This is a genomic window from Pyrococcus kukulkanii (assembly GCF_041647995.1).
GTDB lineage: Archaea > Methanobacteriota_B > Thermococci > Thermococcales > Thermococcaceae > Pyrococcus.
Window position 1 is genome coordinate 213694 of record NZ_JARRIB010000003.1, and the last position, 24343, is coordinate 238036.

The 24343-nt window shown below is 43.3% G+C and carries 22 protein-coding genes, 2 tRNA genes and 2 pseudogenes; 17 read left to right on the forward strand and 9 right to left on the reverse strand.

Translation table 11 applies throughout. The features are described 5' to 3' along the window. The first annotated feature begins 73 nt into the window (after window positions 1-73). Together P8X24_RS07440 and P8X24_RS07445 are read left to right on the forward strand one after the other, a co-directional pair. The gene (locus tag P8X24_RS07440; protein ID WP_372914988.1) at window positions 74-799 is read left to right on the forward strand and encodes a hypothetical protein; all 726 of its coding nucleotides are present in this window, start codon (window positions 74-76) and stop codon (window positions 797-799) included. A 73-nt stretch (window positions 800-872) separates the two neighbouring features. After that, a complete protein-coding gene (locus P8X24_RS07445) occupies window positions 873-2180 on the forward strand; it encodes an MFS transporter (protein WP_372914990.1) in 1308 nt (435 codons plus the stop codon). Here the strand turns inward: P8X24_RS07445 and P8X24_RS07450 are convergent. After that, the gene (locus P8X24_RS07450; RefSeq protein WP_372914992.1) at window positions 2123-4000 is read right to left on the reverse strand and encodes a threonine--tRNA ligase; all 1878 of its coding nucleotides are present in this window, start codon (window positions 3998-4000) and stop codon (window positions 2123-2125) included. The genes P8X24_RS07445 and P8X24_RS07450 overlap by 58 nt on opposite strands. Window positions 4001-4119: 119 nt before the next feature. Between P8X24_RS07450 and P8X24_RS07455 the strand changes: the two genes are divergently transcribed. From P8X24_RS07455 to P8X24_RS07465, 3 genes are all read left to right on the forward strand, one after another. Then, window positions 4120-4632, forward strand: a complete 513-nt coding sequence (locus tag P8X24_RS07455; protein ID WP_372914994.1) for a KH domain-containing protein — start codon at window positions 4120-4122, stop codon at window positions 4630-4632. Between the two features lie 23 nt (window positions 4633-4655). Further along, window positions 4656-5054 (forward strand): hypothetical protein, encoded by a 399-nt coding sequence (locus P8X24_RS07460; protein WP_372914996.1) that lies wholly within the window; start codon window positions 4656-4658, stop codon window positions 5052-5054. 84 nt (window positions 5055-5138) lie between these two features. Further along, on the forward strand, window positions 5139-8156 hold the full coding sequence (locus P8X24_RS07465) for an alpha-mannosidase (RefSeq protein ID WP_372914998.1): 3018 nt from the start codon (window positions 5139-5141) through the stop codon (window positions 8154-8156). Here P8X24_RS07465 and P8X24_RS07470 read toward each other — a convergent pair. Further along, complete coding sequence (locus tag P8X24_RS07470) at window positions 8128-8598, reverse strand: type II toxin-antitoxin system VapC family toxin (RefSeq protein WP_372915000.1); 471 nt, start codon at window positions 8596-8598, stop codon at window positions 8128-8130. The two genes, P8X24_RS07465 and P8X24_RS07470, sit on opposite strands and share 29 nt — an antisense overlap. Next, a complete protein-coding gene (gene serS, locus P8X24_RS07475; RefSeq protein ID WP_372915002.1) occupies window positions 8595-9962 on the reverse strand; it encodes a serine--tRNA ligase in 1368 nt (455 codons plus the stop codon). Before serS ends, P8X24_RS07470 begins: the two co-directional genes overlap by 4 nt. 131 nt (window positions 9963-10093) lie before the next feature. Between serS and P8X24_RS07480 the strand changes: the two genes are divergently transcribed. Then, window positions 10094-11188: an ATP-binding protein gene (locus P8X24_RS07480; protein WP_372915004.1), complete on the forward strand. Its 1095-nt coding sequence runs from the start codon at window positions 10094-10096 to the stop codon at window positions 11186-11188. Here the strand turns inward: P8X24_RS07480 and for are convergent, their stop codons facing one another. After that, on the reverse strand, window positions 11189-13048 hold the full coding sequence (gene for / locus P8X24_RS07485; protein WP_372915006.1) for a tungsten-containing formaldehyde ferredoxin oxidoreductase: 1860 nt from the start codon (window positions 13046-13048) through the stop codon (window positions 11189-11191). It abuts the gene before it with no gap. 147 nt (window positions 13049-13195) lie between these two features. Here for and P8X24_RS07490 point away from each other — a divergent pair, with 147 nt between their 5' ends. The 4 genes from P8X24_RS07490 to P8X24_RS07505 all read left to right on the forward strand — a co-directional run bounded on the left by P8X24_RS07490 (window position 13196) and on the right by P8X24_RS07505 (window position 14715). Continuing rightward, window positions 13196-13693, forward strand: a complete 498-nt coding sequence (locus tag P8X24_RS07490; RefSeq protein ID WP_372915340.1) for a DUF2118 family protein — start codon at window positions 13196-13198, stop codon at window positions 13691-13693. 11 nt (window positions 13694-13704) lie between these two features. Further along, window positions 13705-14526 (forward strand): ATPase, encoded by an 822-nt coding sequence (locus P8X24_RS07495; RefSeq protein WP_372915008.1) that lies wholly within the window; start codon window positions 13705-13707, stop codon window positions 14524-14526. Between the two features lie 29 nt (window positions 14527-14555). Then, window positions 14556-14633, forward strand: a tRNA-Glu gene (locus P8X24_RS07500). Between the two features lie 4 nt (window positions 14634-14637). Next, a tRNA-Ile gene (locus tag P8X24_RS07505) sits at window positions 14638-14715 on the forward strand. A gap of 43 nt (window positions 14716-14758) precedes the next feature. On the opposite strand, the gene P8X24_RS07510 is transcribed toward P8X24_RS07505, so the two are convergent. Continuing rightward, a complete protein-coding gene (locus P8X24_RS07510; protein ID WP_372915009.1) occupies window positions 14759-14935 on the reverse strand; it encodes a hypothetical protein in 177 nt (58 codons plus the stop codon). 1303 nt (window positions 14936-16238) lie between these two features. Between P8X24_RS07510 and P8X24_RS07515 the strand changes: the two genes are divergently transcribed. The 5 genes and pseudogenes from P8X24_RS07515 to P8X24_RS07535 all read left to right on the forward strand — a co-directional run. Then, the gene (locus P8X24_RS07515; RefSeq protein ID WP_372915011.1) at window positions 16239-16640 is read left to right on the forward strand and encodes a hypothetical protein; all 402 of its coding nucleotides are present in this window, start codon (window positions 16239-16241) and stop codon (window positions 16638-16640) included. Then, window positions 16640-17104 carry a hypothetical protein gene (locus P8X24_RS07520; protein ID WP_372915013.1) on the forward strand — a complete coding sequence of 155 codons (465 nt, stop codon included), beginning with the start codon at window positions 16640-16642 and terminating at the stop codon, window positions 17102-17104. Before P8X24_RS07515 ends, P8X24_RS07520 begins: the two co-directional genes overlap by 1 nt. Window positions 17105-17127: 23 nt before the next feature. Continuing rightward, window positions 17128-17619: a hypothetical protein gene (locus tag P8X24_RS07525; protein WP_372915015.1), complete on the forward strand. Its 492-nt coding sequence runs from the start codon at window positions 17128-17130 to the stop codon at window positions 17617-17619. After that, window positions 17556-18704, forward strand: a complete 1149-nt coding sequence (locus tag P8X24_RS07530; RefSeq protein ID WP_372915016.1) for a hypothetical protein — start codon at window positions 17556-17558, stop codon at window positions 18702-18704. The genes P8X24_RS07525 and P8X24_RS07530 overlap by 64 nt, the downstream gene beginning before the upstream one ends. Window positions 18705-19060: 356 nt before the next feature. Beyond that, window positions 19061-19207 (forward strand): annotated as a pseudogene (locus P8X24_RS07535) (hypothetical protein); the annotation flags it as partial. A 262-nt stretch (window positions 19208-19469) separates the two neighbouring features. On the opposite strand, the gene P8X24_RS07540 reads toward P8X24_RS07535, so the two are convergent. Then, window positions 19470-20675 carry a DNA methyltransferase gene (locus P8X24_RS07540; protein WP_372915018.1) on the reverse strand — a complete coding sequence of 402 codons (1206 nt, stop codon included), beginning with the start codon at window positions 20673-20675 and terminating at the stop codon, window positions 19470-19472. Further along, the gene (locus P8X24_RS07545) at window positions 20672-22108 is read right to left on the reverse strand and encodes a hypothetical protein (RefSeq protein ID WP_372915020.1); all 1437 of its coding nucleotides are present in this window, start codon (window positions 22106-22108) and stop codon (window positions 20672-20674) included. Before P8X24_RS07545 ends, P8X24_RS07540 begins: the two co-directional genes overlap by 4 nt. Window positions 22109-22369: 261 nt before the next feature. Between P8X24_RS07545 and P8X24_RS07550 the strand changes: the two genes are divergently transcribed. Beyond that, on the forward strand, window positions 22370-22636 hold the full coding sequence (locus tag P8X24_RS07550; RefSeq protein ID WP_372915022.1) for a hypothetical protein: 267 nt from the start codon (window positions 22370-22372) through the stop codon (window positions 22634-22636). Window positions 22637-22812: 176 nt separating this feature from the next. Beyond that, window positions 22813-23289 (forward strand): hypothetical protein, encoded by a 477-nt coding sequence (locus P8X24_RS07555; RefSeq protein ID WP_372915024.1) that lies wholly within the window; start codon window positions 22813-22815, stop codon window positions 23287-23289. A 45-nt stretch (window positions 23290-23334) separates the two neighbouring features. Here the strand turns inward: P8X24_RS07555 and P8X24_RS07560 are convergent. After that, window positions 23335-23523 (reverse strand): annotated as a pseudogene (locus P8X24_RS07560) (integrase); the annotation flags it as partial. Window positions 23524-23538: 15 nt separating this feature from the next. Next, window positions 23539-24342 (reverse strand): hypothetical protein, encoded by an 804-nt coding sequence (locus P8X24_RS07565; RefSeq protein ID WP_372915026.1) that lies wholly within the window; start codon window positions 24340-24342, stop codon window positions 23539-23541. Window position 24343 lies beyond the last annotated feature (1 nt).

Consider the following 24343-nt stretch of genomic DNA (forward strand, 5'->3'; position numbering starts at 1 on the left):
GAAATTTTTCCAACAAACAGGGGGTCACTATCCGGAAAATTTTTTAAAATTTGTGTAAGGGAATAGTTACTAGATGATGACCATGGAGACATTCAAAGTTGTTCCAAGTGATGGTGCAGTTGTGTCAATAATTTACGACACATACTCATCAGGGTGGCAGTTGTTTTTCGGTACAATAGCCGAACTCCTTGAACGGGGTAAGTTTGTAATCCTCTCAAACTATAACCAGCCCCTCAAAACCCTTTTCAAGCTAGCTTCGGCGGTAGGGATAGAGATAGAGAAGGAGCTCAAAAACGATAACATGGCAATAATAGATGTGTTTGGCTCTAAATACGAGGCTCACTTTAACATACCCAATGTTTATTACCTTCAGGGTGTTGTTGATGTAGACACCATAAACCCCAAGATTTTATCTATATTTGAAAGGCTTCAATCGAAATTCAAGAAGAGGGGCCTAGTTAGAGCTATCTATGCCCTTGAAGGAGCAACCTTTATGTTTGGTGAGGAGGAAACCTTGAAGTTAATAAATGCGGATCTAGCTCATAAGTCGAAGTACCATCCTGATGCCATTTTCATGTTCCTCATGAATAGTGACATCTTATCCAGGAAGTTCATAGCTTGGGTTTCTGGGATAAGTGACTACGTAATAGTGACCAAGTCAAAGCTTGAGCCAGATGGGATCCTTGAGAGGCTTTATGTGGTGAGGAGTCCAGATGAGGGATTTAGGCCATTGGCCTTTAAGTTGCACGTGGCTGATGAGCTTACTAAGGAGAGAATCAAGATAGAGAAGCTCTTCTGACTTATAAATTGCTCCAAAATATAAACCCCTTTCGAATTCTTTATAAACTCATGAGGGCCCTCGCTTATCCTCGATGAAGGGTATGAAAAGTAGGAAGGGTAGAAATATCATAGTGTTAAAATCAAGGGAAAAAGCCGCAAGAAAGGTTAAGCATGGTAAGTGGTTCTACTCATTCATTCCGTTCAAAGTGTTCACAGGAGGCATGTCACAGCTCATCCCAATCTTGGCCATCCAGGAAGGGGGAACTCCAGTTGATCTCGGATATTTGGGAAGTGCCGGTAGCCTTGCTTCAATGATAGGAGGAGTATTTTGGGGCAGAATAAGCGATAAAGTGGGGAGGAGGAAGATATTCCTTATACTGGGATTTATAGGTAGTTCCATATTGGGAATAGTACTTGCCTTCATGACATCGATAAAGGCCCTGATAGTGCTGACATTTCTCTATACCTTCTTCGTTGCCGCAACCATACCTATTCCCGTCTCCCTAATCTCAAGGGAGTTCAATAGGCCTAAGATTGGAGAGGCAACAGGAAAGTTTAATGAAATAGGAGGGTGGGCCTGGGTTGCAGGATTATTGCTGGGTCTCGCCCTTATAGTGACCATACCACTAAGGTTAATTCCAGTAATCCTGGGCCTGATAGGGATGCTGTCAGTAATAATTGCAACCAGAAACATTAAGGAATGTCCAATTTATGTAAGAAGGGTATCTCCCTCAACCTTCTTCTATCTCCCACGCAGAATTTCCATTCCCAGGATCTCAACTTTGAGAGGTAACCTCATGCCTCTATTCCTATCTTCAACTCTACTCTGGGCTGGTTCAATGCTTCTCCTAACCCAGTTTCCAATGTTAGCTAAGGAAAAAGGGTTTGATGGAAAATTCCTCTATGTTCTAGGCCTAGCAAGTTCGACAATTTCCGCAATGACATATTTAAAGGTTGGCAGATCCTTAAGAGAGGATGGAACATACAATTTCGTCTTAGGACAAGGTGTGAGGTTGATAGGGCTTCTCCTTTTAATGCTCTCTCTGATACTTACTGGGTACGCTTTCCTCGGAATGGCAGTCCTTGGGTACATGCTTCTTGGTTACAGCTGGTCTCTGATCAGCGTTTCATCAACAACAATAGTCTCAAACAGGAGCCCAGAAAAGAACAGAGGAAGGATAGTAGGGGCATACAACTTTGTCTCTTCAGGGGGTGCTATAGCTGGAAACCTTGCGAGTGGGTACTTAACGAATGCAATCGGTATCCCTGGGGACTTCGCGGCAGGAGTTGCTCTAGCTGGGCTCTCACTTGTTCCAACGATGAAAATGATAAAATCGGAGGGTCACCCTCTGAACTTTGGTCTCCTGCTTAGGAGCAGGGGTAAGGGCCTTGGCTTGTAGGGGAATCCTTCCACCTTTGACTTTATCTCCCTGATCAGCTCTTCGATTCTAGTCTCATACTGCTTTCCATCTTCCCTTCTTCTGACCGTTATTGTTCCAGTCTCCTTCTCTTTTGCTCCAACTACGACTATATAGGGAATCCACTCCTTCTCTGCTCTTCTGATTTTCTTGCTGAGTCTCTCCTCTTCATCGTCAACGTCAACCCTAATCTTTGCCCCTTCGAGTTTGCCTGCAATGTACAGGGCATAGTCAAGGTACTCCTGACTTACTGGAATTACCCTAACCTGTATTGGGCTGAGCCACAGTGGGAACATTGGCTTCTTCCCTTCCTGCATGAGCTTTGCCTGCTTCTCAAGTATTGCGTACATGACCCTTTCAATGGCACCACTTGGGGAGCAGTGGAGAATTAGTGGATACCTCTCCTCACCGTTCTCGTCGTAGTAGGTGATTCCGAATCTTTCTGCGTTCTCAACGTCAATCTGCACGGTGCTCAAGGCTGCGGCCTTATCTAGGTTGTCAACGAAGTTGAACTCGAACTTGAGTATGAAGTAGAAGAACCTCTGCTTCCACATCTCTATCAGGACTGGCTTTCCAATGAGCCTGACTAGCTCAATTATGAAGTCCCTGTTTTCCTTCCAGAAGTCCTCGGTGAACCTTATCGCGACCTCATAATCCTCGGGGTTAAGACCAACTCCTTTGAGAACCTCCATGCTGAGCTTGAACTGCTTCTTGAACTCATCCTTCGCCTGCTCTATGTCCTTGGCCAAGGTGTGCATATCTGGCATTGTAAATGCCCTAAGCCTTCTGAGGCCCGAGAGCTCACCTCTCTTCTCCCTTCTGAATGAATAGCGAGTAAGCTCGTACATCCTAAGTGGGAGGTTGCGGTAGCTTATTATTGCATCCTTCTTTATCATGAACTGGCCGAAGCAAGCTGCAAATCTAAGGAAATACCTCTTATCTCCGCTGAGAACTATGTACTGCCTTGCCGGGAAGCGGTTGAGGTACTTCTCAAGCGCAGGATGCTCGAAGTCATACATAATCGGTGTCTCAACTTCCATGGCCCCGTACTCTATCACCTTCTCGGTAACGTACTGCTCAAGTAATGACTTAATTAGCCTACCTTTTGGATAGTAACGCAAATTCCCAGGATCACTTCCCGGCTCATAGTCCACGAGCTCGTGCTCGAGCATTAACTTAACATGTGGAGGTTCCTTGTCCGCAATTCTATTTTTTGCTATCTCGTAGTTTACGAACTTTCTCAGGTTTTCATAGCCCGTGAAGTCGAACTTATCGACCTCAATGAGCTCGCCCTCCGGGGTTAGGATGTACCAGTAACTTACTAACTCGGTTTCTTCCTTTTTCAAGGCCTCCGGAACTTCCTCCTCTTTTGCGGCCTCCGGAACTATTGTTCTGCTGAGCTCAGCTAGCGGGTGACCTTTACAGCTTATCTTGAATGCCTTGTAGTAGCCAAATGGAGCCCTCCCAACGTTATAACCCTTTTCTTTAAGCTTCTCCTCAATCTTCTTAAGAACTTCAAGGGCCACAGAGGGCTTGGCAAGTTCGCTACTCAGGTGGGCGAAGGGATAAACAAATAGGTTCTCAGCCTTTACCTGCTTTGCGACGTTTATAATTTCTTCAACTGCTTTCTCCACAACTTCATTCGGATTTTTCTCATCCACTTTCTCGACGCTTATGAATGCAACGAGAACTTCATCCATTCGACCCTTTTTCATTTCATCGGAAATGGGCTCAGGGTTCTTCAGGGCTTTATCCTTAACTTCGTACTCTATATAGTCACTGTGTATAAGGAGAACCCTCACATTATCACCCCCTAGGACTTGTAAACTTCTTCTTTATAAGGTCTTTTATAGGGATAAGGTTTTTAAATAATCTCCTGTAAGAGCTCTTAGCTTTCATCCCGAATTCTGGAGGTGAGAAAATGAAGGCGCCGATCTGTGAGGTTTGTCTTAAAACAGAGGGTATTCTTTGTCCCGCTGATGAAAAGAAGCTGGAACAGGGCATTATAACTGAGCTTGACGTTAAAATATCACGCATGCTTTATAAGTTGCTTGGAGATGCTGATGTGGAGTTCAAGAAGGCAGTTGAGGCAGGGGACCTAATAGTTCTCATCGTCGGGGAAGGAGATGTGCCAATAGTTATTGGAAAAGGTGGTAAGAACATAAAGTTCCTCATGAGGGAACTGGGCAAGAGAGTAAGGGTAATTGAAGGAAGAGACATAAAGGGAACCGATGACGTCAAGAAGCTTGCAATGGATCTTCTGTACCCTGCAGGAGTGTTTGGCGTGAATGTAGTTTACAAACCCGGAGGAGAGCAGTATTACAAGGTTTTAGTTTTCAGCAGAGATAGGAACAAGCTTCCAGAGAAGGCTGAAATTCTAGAGAGTATTCTAAGCCAAATTACGGGTGTTGAAACTAAGATTGCCTTTATTTAAATATATTTTTAGGATGTCTAGCAATGAAGATAATTATTAAGCCTGATAAAGGATTTGGAAAGATAGTTCTTGAAATCGACGAGAGGTTGTCTTCCAGGATAATTGAAATTAGTAGAAAATTTAATGTTTCCGTTGAGGAGGTTATAGTTCGAGCATTAGTGGGTGATTTTAGAAAGCCAAAAGGAAATCTAAGGGTTCTAGAAAAGGAAGTTCAAGAACTTGAGAAAAAAGTATGGAAGCTTGAAAAAGAGTACGCTCCGCTGAGGTTCAAGGCTTATGGTGTCTCTGAGGACAATAAGCTCCTTGCAATTGAGCTTACGGGGCTAATGGCTGAAAATGCCCAGTTAAGAAGATTCTTAAGGATGAAAATAGAGAGAAATGATGAATTAAGAAAAATCGTTAGGTACTATCTAAGCGGATGATGATATATTATTGCCGAGTGATGACGAACCCTATGAGCGCTGACGCTTTAAGGTTTTTCATCCAATATCTTTTTGTGATGTGCAATGCTAAGCCTCGCCGAAATTGAAAGGAAGGCTTTTGACTTGATGGCAACATCCATAAGGAAGCACGCATTTCTTCCAACCTGGGAGCTTGAGAGAAAGAAAGTTAGACTACCCATTGTAACCGAAGCAAAACCTGGGGATCTTATTAAGATAAAAACAACAGTGGAAGTGCCTAAGGATGGCCTAAAATGGTTTCTTAAAGTCTGTATGGAGGGTAATGCCCTTGTTAGACTGGACGGGATGGCTTATGGAACCATAGATGACGTGCACACTTATATCCCGATAAGACCCGGAAGGCACGAGCTCGAACTTATAATATCCCCATTAACGATGTTTGGTTATCATAAGTGGAGGGTGAGGATAGAGTACGCAATGCTCGTCGGGATAATGTGGGAGCCCTACGTACTGGCTCAAAGGTTGCTCGATCTAGTGAGCTTTATCGAGGTAATTCAGGAGGAGGATCTGAGGGAAACCCTGCTAAAGGAGCTGTCTGATATCTTGATCACGGTAAAAACGGTTCCAAATTTAAGGCAAATAACCCTGCTTAGGATGCTTCTCTATGACGGAGGACTTGGCATTAAGGAGCTCAAGCTTGGAAGGTTTGATATTAGAGAGGTAAGAACAGACTATATGTTTCTATCGGCCGTTTATGGTATTGGAGAGCTGAAAGGGTACATAGAGGATATACCGAGGCCAAGCAGGGAAGAATACCTAAGTGAAATTAGCGACGTTGAAGAAAAGCTCGAGAAAGCCCTAGCTAGGCTCAGAAAAGCTTTCCCAAAGGTCGGGAAAGCTTACGCTTTTGCACACTCCCATATAGATGCAGCTTGGCTATGGACGTATGCGGAGACAAAGCAGAAGATCCTCAGGACGTTTTCAACGATAGAGAGGCTCATGAGGAGGTACGGAATAACATACGTACAAAGCTCAGCCCAGTACTATGAGTGGCTTGAGGAGTTAGATAAAGACCTCTTTGAGAAGGTAAGGAGATTCATTGAGGAAGGAAAGTGGATATTAGTTGGTGGAATGTGGGTGGAGAGTGATGTTCAGCTCATAGATGGAGAGTCAATAGCAAGACAGTTCCTCTATGGACAGAGGTACTTCAAGGAGAAGTTTAACAGAATAGCAAAAATAGGATGGCTTCCAGATACCTTTGGATTTCCAGCTTCTCTCCCTCAGTTCTTGAAAAAGAGCGGTCTTGAGATGTTCGCTACGTACAAACTACTGTGGAACGAGAGAAACGAATTTCCTTATCACGCTTTTATATGGAAGGGAATAGACGGAACAGAAATTCCAGTACATTTAATGATGAGCTACAAGTCCTCAATGACCGCTAAAAGCCTCTACAAGCAGTGGAAGAAATACAAGAACAAGTACGAAGTTCCCTTCTTGCTATACGCCTACGGTTATGGGGACGGAGGAGGAGGGATAACCTGGGAAATGGTAGAGATGATGAAGCACATGAACAAAGTCCCGTACATTCCAAAGCTGATTAAGGGAACTGAAGAGGAGTATTTGAGGGAACTCAAGGAGCACGTTAGCGAGATGCCAACCTGGGAAGGGGAGCTTTACGTTGAGGTTCATAGGGGAACGTACACAACAAACCTGAACGTGAAAAAGCTAATGGCTGAGGCGGAATCAAAGCTCAGAAGCGCGGAGATATGGACCTCCCTCGCTCATTCTATGGGGATAATGGATTATCCAAAAGAGAAACTGGAGAGATTGTGGAAGAAGACTTTACTCCATCAATTCCATGACGTTCTCCCAGGATCGTCAATAAAGGAAGTCTATGACGAAGTGATAAAGGATCTCGAGGGTGTAATAAGAGAGGCTGAAGGGATAATCAGAGAAGCAACGGAGAAAATAGCCCAAGGTGAATCGCTGGTGTTTAACGACTTGCCGTGGGAGAGGGAGGAGGTAGTTGAGGTAGATGGAAAGCCCGTTCTTGTGAAGGCTTCTCCACTAGGATGGTCTCCCCTTAAATTGATTGATAAAGGATTCGTGAAAGCTTACAGAGAGGATGGCACCTTCGTTCTTGAGAACGATCATCTTAGAGTTAAGATAAACGATGAGGGAGAGATAGTATCACTGTACGACAAGGAGCTCAAATGGGAGGGGATAAGGAGTCCAAGCAACGTGATAATGGCCCATGTAGATACACCAGGAATGTGGGATGCTTGGGATGTAAATGAAGACTTCCTAATCCAGGGGCAGAAGCTCAAAACCGTTAGGGTAGAGATAACTCGGAACGATGGTTACATTGCCGAGGTAATCGTGGAAAAAGCCTACGGAAACTCTAAAGTCGTCCAGAGGGTAAGGTTGAAGAGGAAGTCAAAACTGTTAGAGTTCCACACAGAGGTGGACTGGTGGGACAAAGAAGTTCTCCTGAAGGCATGGTTCAACTTCAACACCCATAATTGGAGCGCCTACTACGATATCCCCTACGGAGTAATAAGGAGGCCCGCAGTTAGGAACACTCCCTGGGAGCAGGCAAAGTTTGAGGTTCCAGCATTGAGGTGGGCAGACGTCAGCGATGGAGAGCACGGGGTTGCCGTAATATGTACATCAAGGCATGGCTATACAAACTGGGACTCCAAGATAGGCCTTAGCCTCTTGAAGTCCCCAATATATCCCAATCCATGGAGCGATACCGGGAAGGGGGAGTTTACGTACTACCTATACCCTCACAAGGGTTACTGGTTCGAGGGTGAGGTGTACAAGAGAGCTCTGGAAGTCTGGTCACCCCTTAGAGTAACCAAGGGAAGCTCAGGAAAGAAGAGGTTTTCCTTGATGAGAACGAACGCTGTAGTGGGTGCAATAAAGCTCAGCGAGGATAGTAATGGGTACATAATCAGGCTATACAACCCCTCCAAAGGTGATCTAGAAGTTGAAATGCCGAGCGAAGGTGTTGAAGTTGATATTCCAGAGCTCAAGATTATGGGAAAAGTGGGAAAGAAGATAAAGCTGGGAGCCTTTGAGATAAAGACGATTAAAGTTTCCTCCTTGGCAAAAGCTTAACAGGACTACCACAGTCAGGACAAACGCCCCCAGGGGGAAGCTCCCTGAATTTCCTCCCGCAACCTATGCAGACGTACCTCCACTTGATCTTTTTCCTTATCCCCCTTTTCATAGTCTTAAACTTCAGCCCCAGGAACTTTGCAACGTTCTGAACGTTGTAGTCGTCGGTAAATATAACGGCCTTAAGCTCATAAGCTAGAGCCAACACCTCTACATCAGCTCTGCTAAGCTCATTAAGCTCTCCAGTCTCCTTCGCTACCTTTTTAACTGTGTTTATAGCCTCAGCGGAAGGTTCAACTACCTTAACCTTGCCCGCAGATATTAATCCCTCAAGGAATATCCTAGATTCTCGATCCCTAACTTCCTCAACTACCCCCGGGGTAGTGTAACCTTCAACGTCGATGCCTTGGATAAAAACTGAAGAGTCGAGAACAAGAATCAAGCCTTACAACACCCCTCCTTCTTCTCAACGGGAACTATTTCCTTAAAGCCAGTGTACTTCCACAGGACTTTCGGTATCTTTACCGTTCCGTCCTCCTGCTGGTGGTTCTCGAGTATTGCGATGATTGCCCTTGAAGTAGCTATGGCCGTTGAGTTTAGGGTGTGGACGTAGCGAGGCTTCTCATCGGTCCTGTCCCTGAACCTTATGTTCAGCCTCCTGGCCTGCCAGTCAGTACAATTGCTCGCGGAAACAACTTCTCTAAACCTTCCTTGGCCCGGCATCCATGCTTCAATATCATACTTCTTCGCTGCAACATATCCTAAATCTCCAGTGCAGATGTTCACTACCCTGTAGGGAATCTCAAGTTCCTGGAAGAGTTCTTCGGCGTTCCTTATTATCTTCTCGTGCCACTCCCAGCTCTCCTCGGGCCTTGAATATACGAACTGCTCAACCTTGTGGAACTGGTGAACCCTAAAGATACCCTTGGTGTCCTTTCCTGCCGTTCCCGCTTCCTTCCTGAAGCATGGGCTGAATGCCACATACAATAAGGGTAAATCTTTCCCATCAAGGATCTCGTTAGCGTGTAAGCCGGCCAATGGGTGCTCGGCCGTTGGAATCAAGTAGAGATCTTCCCCCTCCACCTTATATATGACATCTTCGAAATCTTCGAACGTCGTTGCACCTTCCTCAACGAACCTCCTAACCATGTACGGCGGTATTACGGGAGTGAATCCTTTCTCTATTAGCTTATCCAAGGCAAATCTTATCAAAGCCAAGTCAAGGATTACGATCTCGTTGAGTAGATAGTAGAACCTCGAACCGCTAACCTTGGCGGCCCTTGCAAAATCAGCACCTCCCAAGATCTCCAAGAGATCAACGTGAAGTCTAGGCTTCCATTCCAGCACCTCGTACTCCATCTTCCCTTGGCTCTGCTCAAGGAACCTCTCGAGGTGGCCCTTCCAGACCTTTGCCTTACCCCAGAATCTTATAGGCACGTTATCTTCGTCGCTCTCTCCCACGGGAACGCTTGGGTGTGTTATATTAGGTAGCCTCCAGAGGTAGTAGTCTATCCTCTTTCTGAGTTCCTCAACCTCCCTCTCAAGAACTTCAATTCTCTTAACGATTTCCCTGCTTTTGGCCAGTAGGTCATCAACAGGTTCCCCAGCTTTCCTTTTCTTCCCAATCTCTACGGCAATCTTGTTCCTTTCATGCCTTAACCTGTTTATCTCCTTAAGCTTTGCCCTCCATTCTGCATCGAGTTTTAAGATTTCATCTATCCACTTAACTTTCTCGAGTTCTCCCCTTTTTATTAAGTCATTTTTGACTAGGTCTGGATTTTCTCTTATGAGCTTAATATCGAGCATGTCTATCCCCTAATCCTCAAAGAGGTCTCTACTTAAAATAATTACCATAAAGGCACCAAATTATTTAAATTAGAGTTTTCCCATAGATATTCGAGAAATATCAAAAATTAATCAAGGAGGCAGGATAAACTATGGATAGACTACAATTACTTCAAATCCAGAGATGTGAAGAGGAGTTTGAGAAAGCGATAGCCCTTGGGCAGTACGATAAGGCAAGGCTAATAGCATTAAGATGCTCAGAATTGCTGAGAAAGTTAGCAAGTGAGAACTTAGGCATGTCTCACATCCTTTTAGAGCAGGCGAAGGTATGGGAACAGAAGGCTAAGAACGTCCATAAGAGGAGGAAGAAGGGAAGCGATGAATACATAGAAAGGATAAAGCTTCTGATTAAGAAAAGCTCCATAACTTGGAACGATATAGGAGGCCTTAAGGAAGCTAAAAAGCTAGTTTCCCAGGCCGTTGGATTGAGCATTGCAAAGTCTCCAATAGACCCGCCCCAGGGAATTCTCCTCTTTGGTCCCCCAGGAACAGGGAAAAGCCTCTTAGCAAGTGCAGTTGCAAACGGTCTTAATGCAACTTTCTTCAGCGTTAAGGCAAGTGATTTATTAAGCAAATACTTTGGAGAATCCTCAAAGTTTGTCTCTGCTCTATTTTCCTTAGCTAGACAGCTTAGCCCAAGTGTCATCTTTATTGATGAAGTTGATTCCTTAACCCTTAAGAGAGCCAGCTTAGATGACGCCGCCAGGAGGATGATTGGAACTCTCTTAGCGGAAATCGATGGGTTCAAAGATAACATGAAGAAGGTAATTCTTCTAACGGCAACTAATACTCCCTGGGATCTTGATGAGGCTATGCTTTCAAGGTTACCGATAAGGATCTACGTTCCTCTCCCGGACGTAGAGGCTGCAGTCGAGATATTTAGAATTCATCTCAGAGGATTGCCATATAGGTTAAATATGGCAAAACTAGCTAAAGAAGCCGTGAAACGATTGTACTCTGGAAGGGAAATAGCGAATGTTGTTAAATTAGCCTCAATGAAAATGTTAGAGGAGATGAACCCTGAGCTAGCCGATCCCCTGAAGATACCATCGCTCAGAGGGAAAGAGCTCGCCATAAGACCGCTAGAGATGGATGATTTTAAAGAGGCATTTAAGAAAGTTAAAAGTCCACTCACAAAATCAGAGATAAGAAAATATGAGAAATGGGCAAGGGAGTTTGCAATCTGATCACTCAAGCCTCGTAACCTTTTCGAGCTCTGGAATGACGAAGTCGAGGCCAAGCTTCTGGAGGGTTTCCTTCTTCGGAATTCCTCTCTCGTCCCAGCCCCTGATCCTGTAGTACTCCGAAAGTAGGGCATCGTACTTCTCCTTGTCAAGGTGCTGGCCCTTGTATGGGCCGCTCTTGAGCCCCTCGTTGAACCATCTCTTCGGTGGATAGTCCTTGGTTCTGTCCCAGTTGCCGTTGAACTCCCTAACCCAGTAAGCCCTGATGAGTGCATAGACCCTGTCTGCAGCTGCATACAGGTCATCCCATGTGTAGGTAACCCCAGTTATTGCCTTGAGTAACTTTGGATAGTAATCTAAGCTTAAGCCGATCTCAACCCATGGAAGCCTACATGCGGTGAGCATCTCGAAGAGTCCACCCCTGAGTCTCTGCAGCTCAACGACTTTCTGAGCCTTGATTGGGTCATAGGTTATCTTGTACTCGACCTTCTTAGCCTGCTCTCCCTCTATTGGTGCCGTTCCAATCTCCCATGCTATGACCCAAGCCTCCTTGTGGTGGGCACCTATTGAGGAGGTTCCATAAGCTAAGGCCATGCCAGGGTATATGTAACTGTTGTATCCACTAACCTCTAAGCCCTTAACGTGCATTGCGAAGCTATCATCTCCAAGCTTCTCCGCCATTCTCATGACTCCTTCGGCTGCAAAGTTGCCAAGTTCGCCCCTTCTATAGGCTATGTCGTAAGCGAGCTGCTTAGCACCCTTGAAGTCTCCAAACTCTGGACCTTCCTTCAGAAGTCCCCTTTCCTTAGCCTCCATGACGAAGCTTATCGAAACTCCAAGGCTTATCGTGTCCATGCCCATCTCATCTGCTATCCTGTTTAGGGCTGCAACCTCATTGAGCTTTCCGATTCCAAGGTTCGAACCAAGTAAAGCGACGTTCTCGTAATCAAGCTCACTCTCTTGGCCCTCAACATCTAGGACAACGTTTCCACATGGCATGTTACAGTATGGACAACCCCTTTGCTTGACCTTCATTCCCTCCATAGTGTAACCATCAATTGACCTTGCAAATTCGAAGTGCCCATCCTGGAAGTTCCTCGTTGGCAGTGCATAGTTCTCGTTGGTCCACTCAACTGCAGCCATAGTCCCCTGTCTCTTCCAGAATGGGTAGCCCGGAGCATTGAGAATTGCCTCATAAGCTTCCTGACTTAGCTTCCTTAGCTCATCCTTGTCCGCAACCGGTATATCCTTCGTACCCTTTATCACTACGGCCTTCAGCTTCTTGCTTCCCATTACCGCACCCATTCCGGGCCTTCCCGCAGCCCTTCCTTCCTGAGATATTACAACGGCGTACCTGACTAAGTTCTCACCAGCGGGACCTATGCTGAGAATTCCAACGTTTTTACCGTGTATCTTCTTAAGCTCCCTCTCTGTCTCAAACGTTCCCTTGCCCCACAATCCCTCAGCACTCAAAATGCTAACGTTGTCATCTTCAATGTAGATGTACACGGGCTTCTTCGCCCTACCCTCAACAACCAAAGCATCATAACCTGCTTTCCTGAGGTGGATGCTTGCCATTGTACCTAAGTTACCGTCACCATAACCCCCGGTGAGGGGGCTCTTTGCTGCAACAACCATTTTTCCGCCACTTGGGGTTGGGAGACCGTTAAACGGACCGGCTGCAAATACAAGTTTGTTCTCAGGGCTTAGGGGATCAACGTTCTTAACTTCATTCCACAAAATCCATGCGGCTAATCCCCTACCTCCGATGAACTTTTTTGCGATTTCTTCAGGATATTCCTGAACTTTTACTTCTCCAGTGGTCAAGTTAACTCTAAGAATCCTTCCCCACCAGCCTTTCATTGTAATCCACCACTTGACATTTGTTAAGCCATTCTAATAAATGTTTTGTAGTTCGAAAATATTTACAACATTTGAAAGTTGTAAACATATTTGTTGACCCCGTCAACGTTTAAATCTCATTATAATTTTGTAGTGATGGTGGGAAAAATGGTGAGGCTACCCCAGCTGTACGTTGAAGCAACATATGAAGAATGTTTCGATGAGGATGGGAAGGCGAAATATGATTGCATAGTCACCCAGGATAACATCGAAGTCAGGCTAAGAAAGGGAGAAAAGCTTCCGGAATTTATAGATAAGAGTAAAGCTAAGTTCTTGGCAAAAGAGGTTTACGATAGGTTCCACTTTTATGTTGACCAGTACGAGCACAGAATGAAGGTCGATGCTATTATAATATACCCTGACAGGAGGACAAGGATAGAGCTCAGGAAAGGAGACGAGCTCCTCCTACTCCCAGTAGAAGGGTACGTTGTTACTCTAATAGCGGACGTTGGGAATAGGGTTAGAACTGGAGATGCATTTGCGGCGGTAACAACGAGGAAGGGAGAAGTTCATTACATGAAGCCTCCGAGGTCGGGGACGGTTGTCTATATAGACGAGTTCACGAACAGGCCGAACTACGTCTATTATATACTCCCAGAGGAGTGAGGGAGGTGACCATGGCATCCCTACTAATAGTTGGCATCCTTCCATATGATTCAGGCAAGACAACATTGGCACTTTCCCTAATAAGGGAGGCCTTAGAGTATGGAATCGATGTTGGAGTGGCAAAGCCCGTAAGCGGTTTCAACGGGTGGTACCAGTATGAGTACCTTCTCAAAAGCATAGAGTTTGGCTTTTTGATAGGCGAGGATTCTTACAAGCTACACATGGCCGCAAAAAGCTCAGATCCAATTTACCTTGAAAGTCCCGTTACCGCACTTTTACTTCCTCCTGATCCTGAAAGGGTTGGATGGAAGAGCTCTTCATATACAGCAATTTCCTATCACACAAATGTTGTTCTCCTGAGGGTTCTTGAAGACCACTTTTGCGTTCCTGATAACATTAAGAGGCTCACACAACCAATGCAAGAAGCTGTGGCACCTCTAATAGAAGCAACGAAACCCGCTGAGATAAAGGCTGAGGATGCTCAACACTTACTAATGAGGGGAAGGGAAGAGGCCAGTAAAACCCTGGAAGTTATAAGGAGAAACCACGAACTAACTGTAATTGAGTCCTACAACAATATCGCAGCTCCCTGCAGTTCAGCACTGAATTCAGACCTCATAATAGCTGTGGCTCCAGGGAAAGCTGTCATTCTCGATGGGGAGAAATATAGAAAGGCTATCTATGCCGTTTCAAACATTAAAGAACCGTGGAGAATTGTTACAGAAGATGTAATACCCCTGCTGAAGCCCCTTAAGAAGTTCGAGTTCAAACCTGGGAAAGTAAGTGGTCTGCTTGATGGAGTATTAGAGATTCTTAAAGCGAAAACTTTTTAAATGCGATTTGGGGGAGAACTATTGGACGTGCCCCGGTGGTGTAGCCCGGTCAATCATGCGGGACTCTCGATCCCGCGACCCGGGTTCAAATCCCGGCCGGGGCACCAGCATGGGCCCGTGGCTCAGCCTGGTTAGAGCGCCCGCCTGATAAGCGGGAGGTCCGGGGTTCGAAGCCCCGCGGGCCCACCAGAACTATTCTTTTCGAAATTTCCATCAAAACGAGGGTCAGATTTCAAAACGAGGGGAGGAGAAGGGATATTTTGCTGAGGGGGTTGTATTCTTGCTGGAGCTTCGAGATCAAGAGCCTGCACGCGAGGTTCACAAAATCACTCAAACTCACTCCATATACCTCACAGAACTCTATTATGTCTTTTTGAATCAACACATGCTTGCGAACTTTCTCAACCATCTCAACCACCCACAGTGTGGGCTAACCGTGTGCTTATATATAATTACTGAACCCGCATGCCCTGGGAAGTTCTACTGTAGAAGAGCTGGATCACAACGAGGTGGGGAGATAAGAAAAAATGATAAACACACACTCAACTGATAAACATATCACGCTCGTCATTTTTGACACGTCTTACATCTCAACACCCTTTGTGCACACCTTCATTTTTCTGGCGTCTCGAAGTGTTTTCCTGTCCGGGCCCTACTACAGTTCTTGATAATTTTGTTGGATGGTAAAGGGGTTACGAGAAGGCCTCAAACATGTGCATTACCCCCCGATGTTCATCTTGCATTTTTATTACACAAATGTGTGAATGAACATGTTTTACACCCTCCCACGCCTTCTTTGGGGAACTTTTGTTTGTGTACACCTTCATTTTTTCCCATGGAAAAATGATAAACACACACTCAAATGACAAACACACCCTCGAGCGAAGATGCACATAAAATGACATAACCACGCCGTGATCATGTCATTTTGTGTACCACGTTAGCCATATGAACTGCATGAACCATGTGAGAAATATGAGAAACATGAGAAATGTGAACCTCCCATATCTAACTCTACCAAAGATGCAGGGGCAGTGTCCCTTATGATGTTTTTGGGAGAAAAAATTTTCATACAATGTCTGACTCGTGAACTCTATAGGGTTGATAAGACCTGTAAAAGAGGTCATTATCTCGCCTGATTTTGAGTGTTTTGTAAAATGGTCAGAGTTTTATTTATAAATGGGTTCGTGAACTTTGCCATTTTTGCATGTTTATTTCATCCCTGTAAGCAGTTTTATAATCAGAAGTGTGCACTCAAAAACAAGTGCACTTTTCTTCTCTCTGCTAATCAAATCGAAGTTGCGCTGGGGTTGTGCCATGTTTCCATATTTTTTATCGCAGGAAAAAACCTGGAAAAATGGTCCCTCCCATCACATCGTTGTGAATTCTTTTTTGTCAAAACGAGGTGGTGCTAAGGCTTCGCCATTTTTCCATTTCCAATGGATTGGTAGCACAATAATTCCTTGGAAATTTTCCAAGTATTGAAGTTCAATCTGACTTCTGTTTGTGCGAATACTTTTGTGTAGCTTTGCCCCCCAGCTCGTTTTGTCATACTCTTGTCATTACTATCACATAATATTGCTTATAGAAAAGACAATTATTTGCCGCGAGCATGTCAAAGTATATTACTATATTTGGTAGTAATTGACGCGTGAATGATCCACTAAAACTATACCCCCCCAGCGTGGTTCTATGTAGCGAGGTGATGCGCTATGACGAGTGCGGTTCAAATCCAACCAATTCAAACCCCCTACGGCCCAGCTAAAATGCCACAAGAAGCAGTCGAGAAAATAAAGGTGTTGGAGGAGAAAGTGGGCGAAATCGTTGAAACGAAGCTAAATGCAAGCGATCTACTTGTTAGAGCACTTGATGAGAAGTTTGAAGACTTTGAAATTATCAGAGACGAAGAACTTCGCAATCTTGCCACAAGGCTGGGAGTTTCGATGAAAATGCTACTTTCTGCACTAAGAAGGTTAGGTGTAGTCTTTAGGTATAGGTTGAACAGTAGAGATGTTGTTTACGTATTGATAAAAGACATAGACACTGAGGAACTCTTTGCAGTCGCCCTCGCCCACGTCGAGTGGAAGAAAAAGAACGCAGGGGGTGAAGAGTGATGCTCCACGCGACCGCCGCCGCCCTCGAACTCGTCAAAGTCATAGCCAAGTCAAAAGCAGTAAAAGTCTTTGATGATTTTGACGAGCAAATAGGAGCACATGCGGTTGCGATTGTCAAGAAAGGAAGAGCAAGATACGTCCTCGTGCTGAAATCAATCGTGAATGCGGTTGTGGGTGAGTATTGGGGCGACTTCAGCGAACTACTTGACAAATTTACAGATACGATAAGGCTTGCGGGCAAGGAATACTACGTCTTTCCGGCAATTGTTGATGAAGACTTTGAGAGAGTTTTGAAAGAGGAAGAGAGAACCATCGTGGAGTGGGCGCCGAAGAGGGAGAAGAAAGTGAGAGATCATGAGGAAGAAGAAGAGAAAAGGATAATTGCGCTTTACGACGAACTCTTCGACCTCGCATTGCAGGATCCACGCCTCGCAGAGGAATTATTTGCACAAGGTTTGTTGTGAATAAAAACAGGGAGGTGAGGGGAGTGGTAACTGAACTAAAATCAGCAAGCGCTCAATATAAAACTATCGCAGAGTTCATCAAGTGGTTGTTTAGTGATATCCCTTCCTCCCCCCACTCGTTTTACATATTTTTCTCAAGGGGGAACGAAAAGTATTGGCGTGATTGGTCAGTGCCGCTAAAGATTGTGCTAGAGGACCCTGAAAGCATAGCAAAAGAAGTTTATGATTACAACAAGTGGGACGAGATAAATGTTTACGTTGCACCCAGGTTGTTTGTGAGTAATAAGTCAAAGGAGAAGCGCAACGTGTTTGGAATGTCAAATGTTGTCGTTGCAGACTTTGACAACAATGCAGTGCATGGGGAGAAAATTTTTGATAAGGACATAATGAGGTTCAATTTTGAGGTTGCAGAAGTTGTTGCAAGAGAGTTACAAAAATTAGGGTTAGTAGGATGGGTCGTCTGGACTGGTGGTGGGGTGCATATTATAATAAAACTAAAAATGAAGAAATTATAAAGCTCCAGCATGCCCTTGCTCGCTTTATTGAGATTGAGATTATTAGCAAAATTGAAGGAGCGGATCATTTTGAATATGACAAGAAAGTTGCATCAACAATAAATCAGGTCATTAGACTTCCTGGGTCAATAAACTACAAATATAGAACAGAAGATGGTAGGAAAGTACCAATCAGGACTGTAGTGCTTGCAAGGACAAGTTCTACTGTAGAATACGAGAAGTTCATTGAACTTATAAAAAACTATATTCAAGAGCAGAAGCTACCCAAGCACTCCTCTCCTCGGTTTGGCACTATCAAAATTGAAGAAGTGGATGTAGACGTTGCGTGCTTGACTCAAACTCTTTACGAGGCTTTGAAGGGGGTGTGGAGGCCCAAAAGAAGGCACGACTTGAGCCTCGCGGTTGCAGGGATCCTTCTGCGAAAAGGAGTCAAAAGAGATGTTGCTAAACAAGTTATTGAGAACCTTGTGATGATTTTTGATGAGGGTGATGAAATAGAAGATAGAGTTCGTGCAGTGCTTGACACATATAAGAAAGATCCATCTCAAATTGCAACATTTTACGTCCTCAAGGAGAGAATTGGGTTGAGTGAGGAGGCGGCGCGGGAAGTTATCAAAAACGTGCTGATTGCTATAGATAAGTGTGCTGAAAAGAAAAAGGCGGAACAAAAAATAACAACAACGAGAGGGGTGTTGAGGAGAAGGAGTGATCTAATTGATGAGGAAGATGAAATTAGCTCTTACGTCGCAGGATTGATTGCAAGAGCAATACATGAAGTTGTTCTTGAAGATAGAGAGATTCCGGTTGAAGATATCTGTGGCTCAATAAACTACATCCTGTTTAAATATTATAATGTTGTGGACTGTAGATTACTAAAACAATACTACAAGAGGGTTAGAGAACAATTAGAAAGCCTCGGCTGGGAAGGGATTTTTTGCGCTTGTGAAGACTCACAAGTCAATGAGAAAATTGTAAAGAAATTTGAAGAAATTGCAGACGAGTTTGGGAAGAAGCTTTATGATGCAATTGAGATAATCTCCCTCCGCCCCTCGCATCGTTTTGCTCTCGAGACGAATTTTTGCTGATAACCTCCATGAGAGCTACTACTACAAGTTAGTGTATGTGGAAAGACTTATTGAGCTTTCAAAGAAGCGAAATCTAACAGAGAACGAAGTGAAAAGAGCTCGTGAGCCTCACTCAGAAGCTTCTCGATACAAGAAGACTGTAAAAATTCTAACAGAGATTTACAAGCGCAGAAACTCTTTTGGTGGCAGTTTAGAAACATAGGAATATCATTGAGTATGCTGAAGGAGCAGGCACGATTGCTTCTTGAAGCTTACAAGGAGGCAGGACGGAGCATAACTGTTGATACTATGCATTCTTCAAAAGGGAGAGAAGCTGATATCGTTATTTTGGTTGATGATTTTCACATAAACTCCATTCAGTCAATGAAGAAACCCGTTTAGTGTATGTGGCTCTAACACGTGCTCGTAAGACAATAGTGTTTGCAAATTTATTCAAAAAGAACAAATATATCAAGCTAGCGGAAGAAGTTGCCCGAGAGGTTATTTCTGTTCGGATTCTTTGATTTTTATAATTCCTAAGTGTATATGTGAGGAACAACTTTATGTTTTGAACTCAACTTTCCGCGCACCTCCTATGTTCCACTATTGTATTGTATGGACACATGCATGCTCTCTGGCATGTAAATAAGATGTAAAACTGACAACAGGAAAGTGTTCCTGGGATCTTTACAGAGTCAAGAACAAAAAGAGATGTCAAAGAGCTCTTATCGCCAAGATTTATATAATGTTGAGAGGAAACAAACATAACCACTTACTCAAACTAGCTCAACGCTTCGCTTTCAATACCACTAGGTGTTCCGTTTCAATACCACTTGGTGAAGCGTTCTTTCTATTCCTGAAGAGCTTTCTGCTTTTTATTACATCAACGTAAGTTATGACATGCTCGAAACCTTCTTCTTCGAGATGTTCAGTAAAAATAATGTCATACGGTGGATCTATGCCTGAGAAGGATGCATTTCCGACAAATATAGCCAAGTAATCTGTTATCCTACTACCTAATCTTTCAAAAACTCCAAGGACAGAAGTGAAATATTTCTCATACACCCTGACGAGTTTTGGATTTTTCTTTTCAATTATATTATAGTACCTCTCATATGTTTTGGAATGAATCTCAATCGGCGGGATAGTCTTTTCATGTCGATAAGGTATTTCTAGCTTTGAAAGCTTGCGGATTTGTTTGTCGTCATAACCAAGCCAAGCAAGTTCAAGTTTGAAAGACCGGATATATTCATGCGCCATTCCATAAGGTGGAGAAGTAATAAGATGGTTTACTTCCCTATCAAGCTTGTAGTTTACAATATCAATATGACCCCTCGCGATACACGTTCCTCCCTTATAATAAGTTTTGAACTCTGCGCTTGCTTTGTAGACATTCCTAACTGACTTTTCAAAAAAGTCGAGAATAAGTTTATAAGGGTTTTCAGATTTCAACATCTTTTCAATTTCAATTCTTTTTTTCTTTGAGCGGAAAATTTTAGGAACTTGATCGTCTGCAAGCGAAAATCGTCTTGAAGTTTTGAAAAGAGCAATAAGTGTTAGTGGGTGTGGATTTTCATAGTAAATTCCCCATAGCTTCTCAAGAACTTCGAGAAACTCGGGAGGATACCATTCTTCAATCCTACTCCACTTAGGCTTGAAAATTGGTGCATTATTGAGCTGACGATACTGTGATATATCTGGGGGGGACTTTGGAAGATATGTTTTTGCCTCTAGGAGTGGTTCAATAATGGGATTTAGATCAAGACATAGTGCGTTCCTATTTGTTATAAGTGCCTCAACTCCAACAGTTCCAGAACCAGCAAAGGGATCAAGTAGCCAGTCTCCCTCTTTTGTATATTTCTCTATGAAAAAGCGAACTACTTGGGGAATGAATCGGGCTGGGTAATAATACATTCCATGAGATGCGTATGTTGTACTAAGGGCAGGATAAACATCCCTGAAAGAAATTTCAACTCGTCTATAATTCTTCATTTGATCACCTCTCCCTTACGAATTTTCACAAATTTATCTAACTTTCCTTGTCTTTTATTAGGGTTGCCTTGTTCTCGAATTTTCTGGAGTTTGTGGAGTTTCTTTCTGGTATTTGGATCAACACCAATTACATTGCAAATTTCCTCAAGATGCTCATAAACTATTCTTAGAATTAGCAGATCACGGATGTAGTTGAGCTTATCTCCCAGTGCACTAAAGGGTATTATATCATCTCTGCCTCTAATGTACGGTGAGATTTCTTTTGCCATTTCAGCACTACATTCTCTATAATTTTCAAGACACTCTGAGGAAGATAACTTTTTCTGTAGAGCTGGGGTAAGCTTCTCTTCGAAAATCATTGCGTTTGTCTTTCCATATTTCACTAGATTTTCAAGTTCAAGAGTTGCAATCGCATAAGAAAGCCATAGATCATCCCACATAGAGACAAGTTCAAGGTATTTAGAGTACTCTTCAATAATTTTATTGGTTATTTCAGAACTTATCTCATCTCTCTCACTGACCTCTGTTAGAATAGTACTTACAAGTTCCTTAGCTCCATAAAGGATACAAACCTTGAGTTTCTCTTTTAGTTCAACGACTTCTCCATTCTTTAGTTTCTCTTTTATTTCTTCTACTCTCTCCCTCTCAAGATCTATCATATCTAACAATTTATTTATTAGCGTTATTTTCTGTTGGGGAAGGGTACTACTCTCGGGTTTCACCCATACATAAATTATGTAAAGAATTTCTTTCTGAAGATCAGCACGGTAAAGATCGCGAAGAAGCTCAGCAAGAGAAGACTTCGCAGTAGCACCACCTGTGTCGTCACGAGACCTCATTTGTAATATAAGAACTTTATCACTAACCTCTGCTAATATATCTATATCATGTCTCTCAAGAATATCCTTCGCTAGTTTTTCGTTACAAAATACTTCCTTCAAAATTTCTATTTTTTTGCTTTTGGAGGGTGCAATGTGTAGTTTCACACCAACTTGATCACTTTCTAGGATTTTTGCAAGAATATTCTCGAGAGCTTTCCCTTGCCTCGCTTCAAATGATCTATGGACATATTGTTGGAAAGCAAATTGATAGAGGCTGTAAAGTGCAAGCTTGTCATATACCCCAGAAGAGACAAGGATCTCAGCTCTACCTAGACCAAAGGCGACTTTCTTCGTTTCATCAAGGTTGTCTTTATAATCCCTCAAGTGTACACCTCCATCAGTAAAAATAGCATCTATAAGGATAAGAGCAAGCTTCAAAGGACTTTGTAGGTTATTTATTATTTCAGTAAGGATATCTAAGTTTTTATTTTCATCATTGTCCCTACTATTATGCGCTTCTCTTTTTCTGTTACTCCTGGCCCTTATAACCTCAAGAGTCAGAAGTATACGAGGATAAAAACCGTCTTCTTGAGATACTTTTTTGAATGACATAATAATCACCCCCACGTAGTTACTACTCTTCGAGCTTTTATAAAAGGCGCGGTGTAAATAATTGGTTGGCTAAAACCTTTTTTTTCTTTTGTATGATTCTAAAGAGTATTGCTTGAGCTCTTCTAACCGAATCTATTACTTCTACGAATTTGTAAAACTACATCACAGTTGAATACATATTCTCTACAAAATTACCTGTTGATATAGTAAACAAACCCCTATAAGTTTCTATGAGAATACACTATATTCGAGGTGGACGCAGTGTCTGGGAAGATAAAATTTAGAAAAGAGGATGGAAGAGGTGAAATAGAAAACACTTTGGGGAGAGGATACTACCACACACGCACTATCTTCATGGAGAGGAATCCATTTCTCGGTACATATAAAGTAAACAAGTATCCATTATTGCTCATAAGCTTAGTTCCCCTTATCTTTGACCATCCATTTATACCTATGCTACTTGTGGGGCTAGTTCTCGCGACGATAAATGCTTATGGTCATTATCATAAGTCTAAGGCAACCCTCTAGGGCGCGATAACAGCAGGCTTTAGTCTGTACGTTGAGAACATTGCGGCTTTATATTTCCTTATATCTATCCTTTACTTGATTTATAATGTTTTCAAGAGCCCACTTTATCCTCTAGCCTTTCTGGTGTTGGATTATGCGCTTCCAAAGATATTTATGAGAATTTGGAGGTGGTTGAGATGATAATAGATGGATTTGGAAAAATTGGAGAAATGATTGCTGCATCGATAGTTATGTACCTTATTAGTGGTATACTTGGGATATTATGTTGGTTATATTTCATCCCGAAAGGAGAAGTCATAGCTCACTTTGGAGAATTTGCTGCGATTCCACGCATATTTGAACTCATGAAGAAAGCTGAGACACTTGATGAGAAAATTTACTACTACTATCAGCTCCTCAAGCTCGAGGCAAGGATGCCTTTAGTGATTGTAAAATTTGAGAATGCCAGCCAAAACACTAAAGAAGTTTCTGGAGAGAAGTTCAAGAAAAAGACTTTCAGAGGTATGCTAAAGAAATTCCTAATAGATTTGACTGTCAGCGATAAAGAGCCTGAAACCCCTGTTACATACTACTCCAACCTCGCGAAGCTAATTATTAGGAACACTAAGGCTAGTTCAAGCTCCCCAAAACTTACTCCAAGTGTACTCGAGTAATAGTATGCTTTATTGCCTTTTAGTCTAGTTTCTACATCCTAAATTTTATTTTCCAACTATAAGCTTGAAATATACCTCCCTTTCAAGCCAGTCAATGTATTGCCTCATTGCTTCAAGGGAGAGAGTGAACAGCGAAAGATAGTGGCGGGCAAGAACGGATCTAGGAACCCTACCCTGAATATAATCTACGACACTATCTTGAACTCCCAGGCGATAGAGAAAAGTCGCTTGTGTCTTTCGAAGTTTATGTCATTTGATATTCTCCCTCTTTGAGTAGTTGTTGAGAATATCTAGAGAAACCTTCACTTTCCTGTTTGCAAAGTATTTAGCCACCTCAATGGATAGGAAGCAGACAAAAGCTCTCTTTGTTTTTGTGTTTTTGTTTAGACTTACCCATGCCACTTTTCCTTCTGACTGAAAACCTTCAGACCTCAGCTTTTGGACTGCAAGAACAAGCTCACTCCTTCGGAGGCCACTCTCAAGCCCCAAGCGTATAAGGTAATGTAATCGCGGGTCTGATGTTTGTGTCCTTGAAAGGAGTTCAATAACTTCTTGCACGGTGAACACTGTAGTGTCCACGTGCTCGTTCTCCTTGAACTTGATACGCTTCTTGATATCATTTGCTGTGGTCTCGTCGAGGATTCCCTGTTCAACAAGGAAGTTTAGGAAGCTCCTCACTCCCCTGACTTCGTTTTTCGACCTCGCTTTGAATATATTCCAGCCTCCAGCAATTTTTCCTACGATGGAACAATACTGTCGAAATACTTTCTCCACCACCCTCGCTTTGAGCCAGCGACAGTATTCGGTGTGGTAAGTGTTTGCGAGTTGGGTGATGCGGGACGCCCAAATTTGCTGTTCGGATAAATCCCAGCTTCTTTCGGCGAATAGAGGGCTCAGCTTTCTCCAAGACCGACTGATAAGCGGGAGGTCCGGGGTTCGAAGCCCCGCGGGCCCACCAAAATACCTTGTAGGGATAAATTTTAGGAGCAAGCTTCTCCTAGTTAAAAAGTTCATAGGTCGGTTGTACTGCGTATGATGACCTCTCTTTATCATT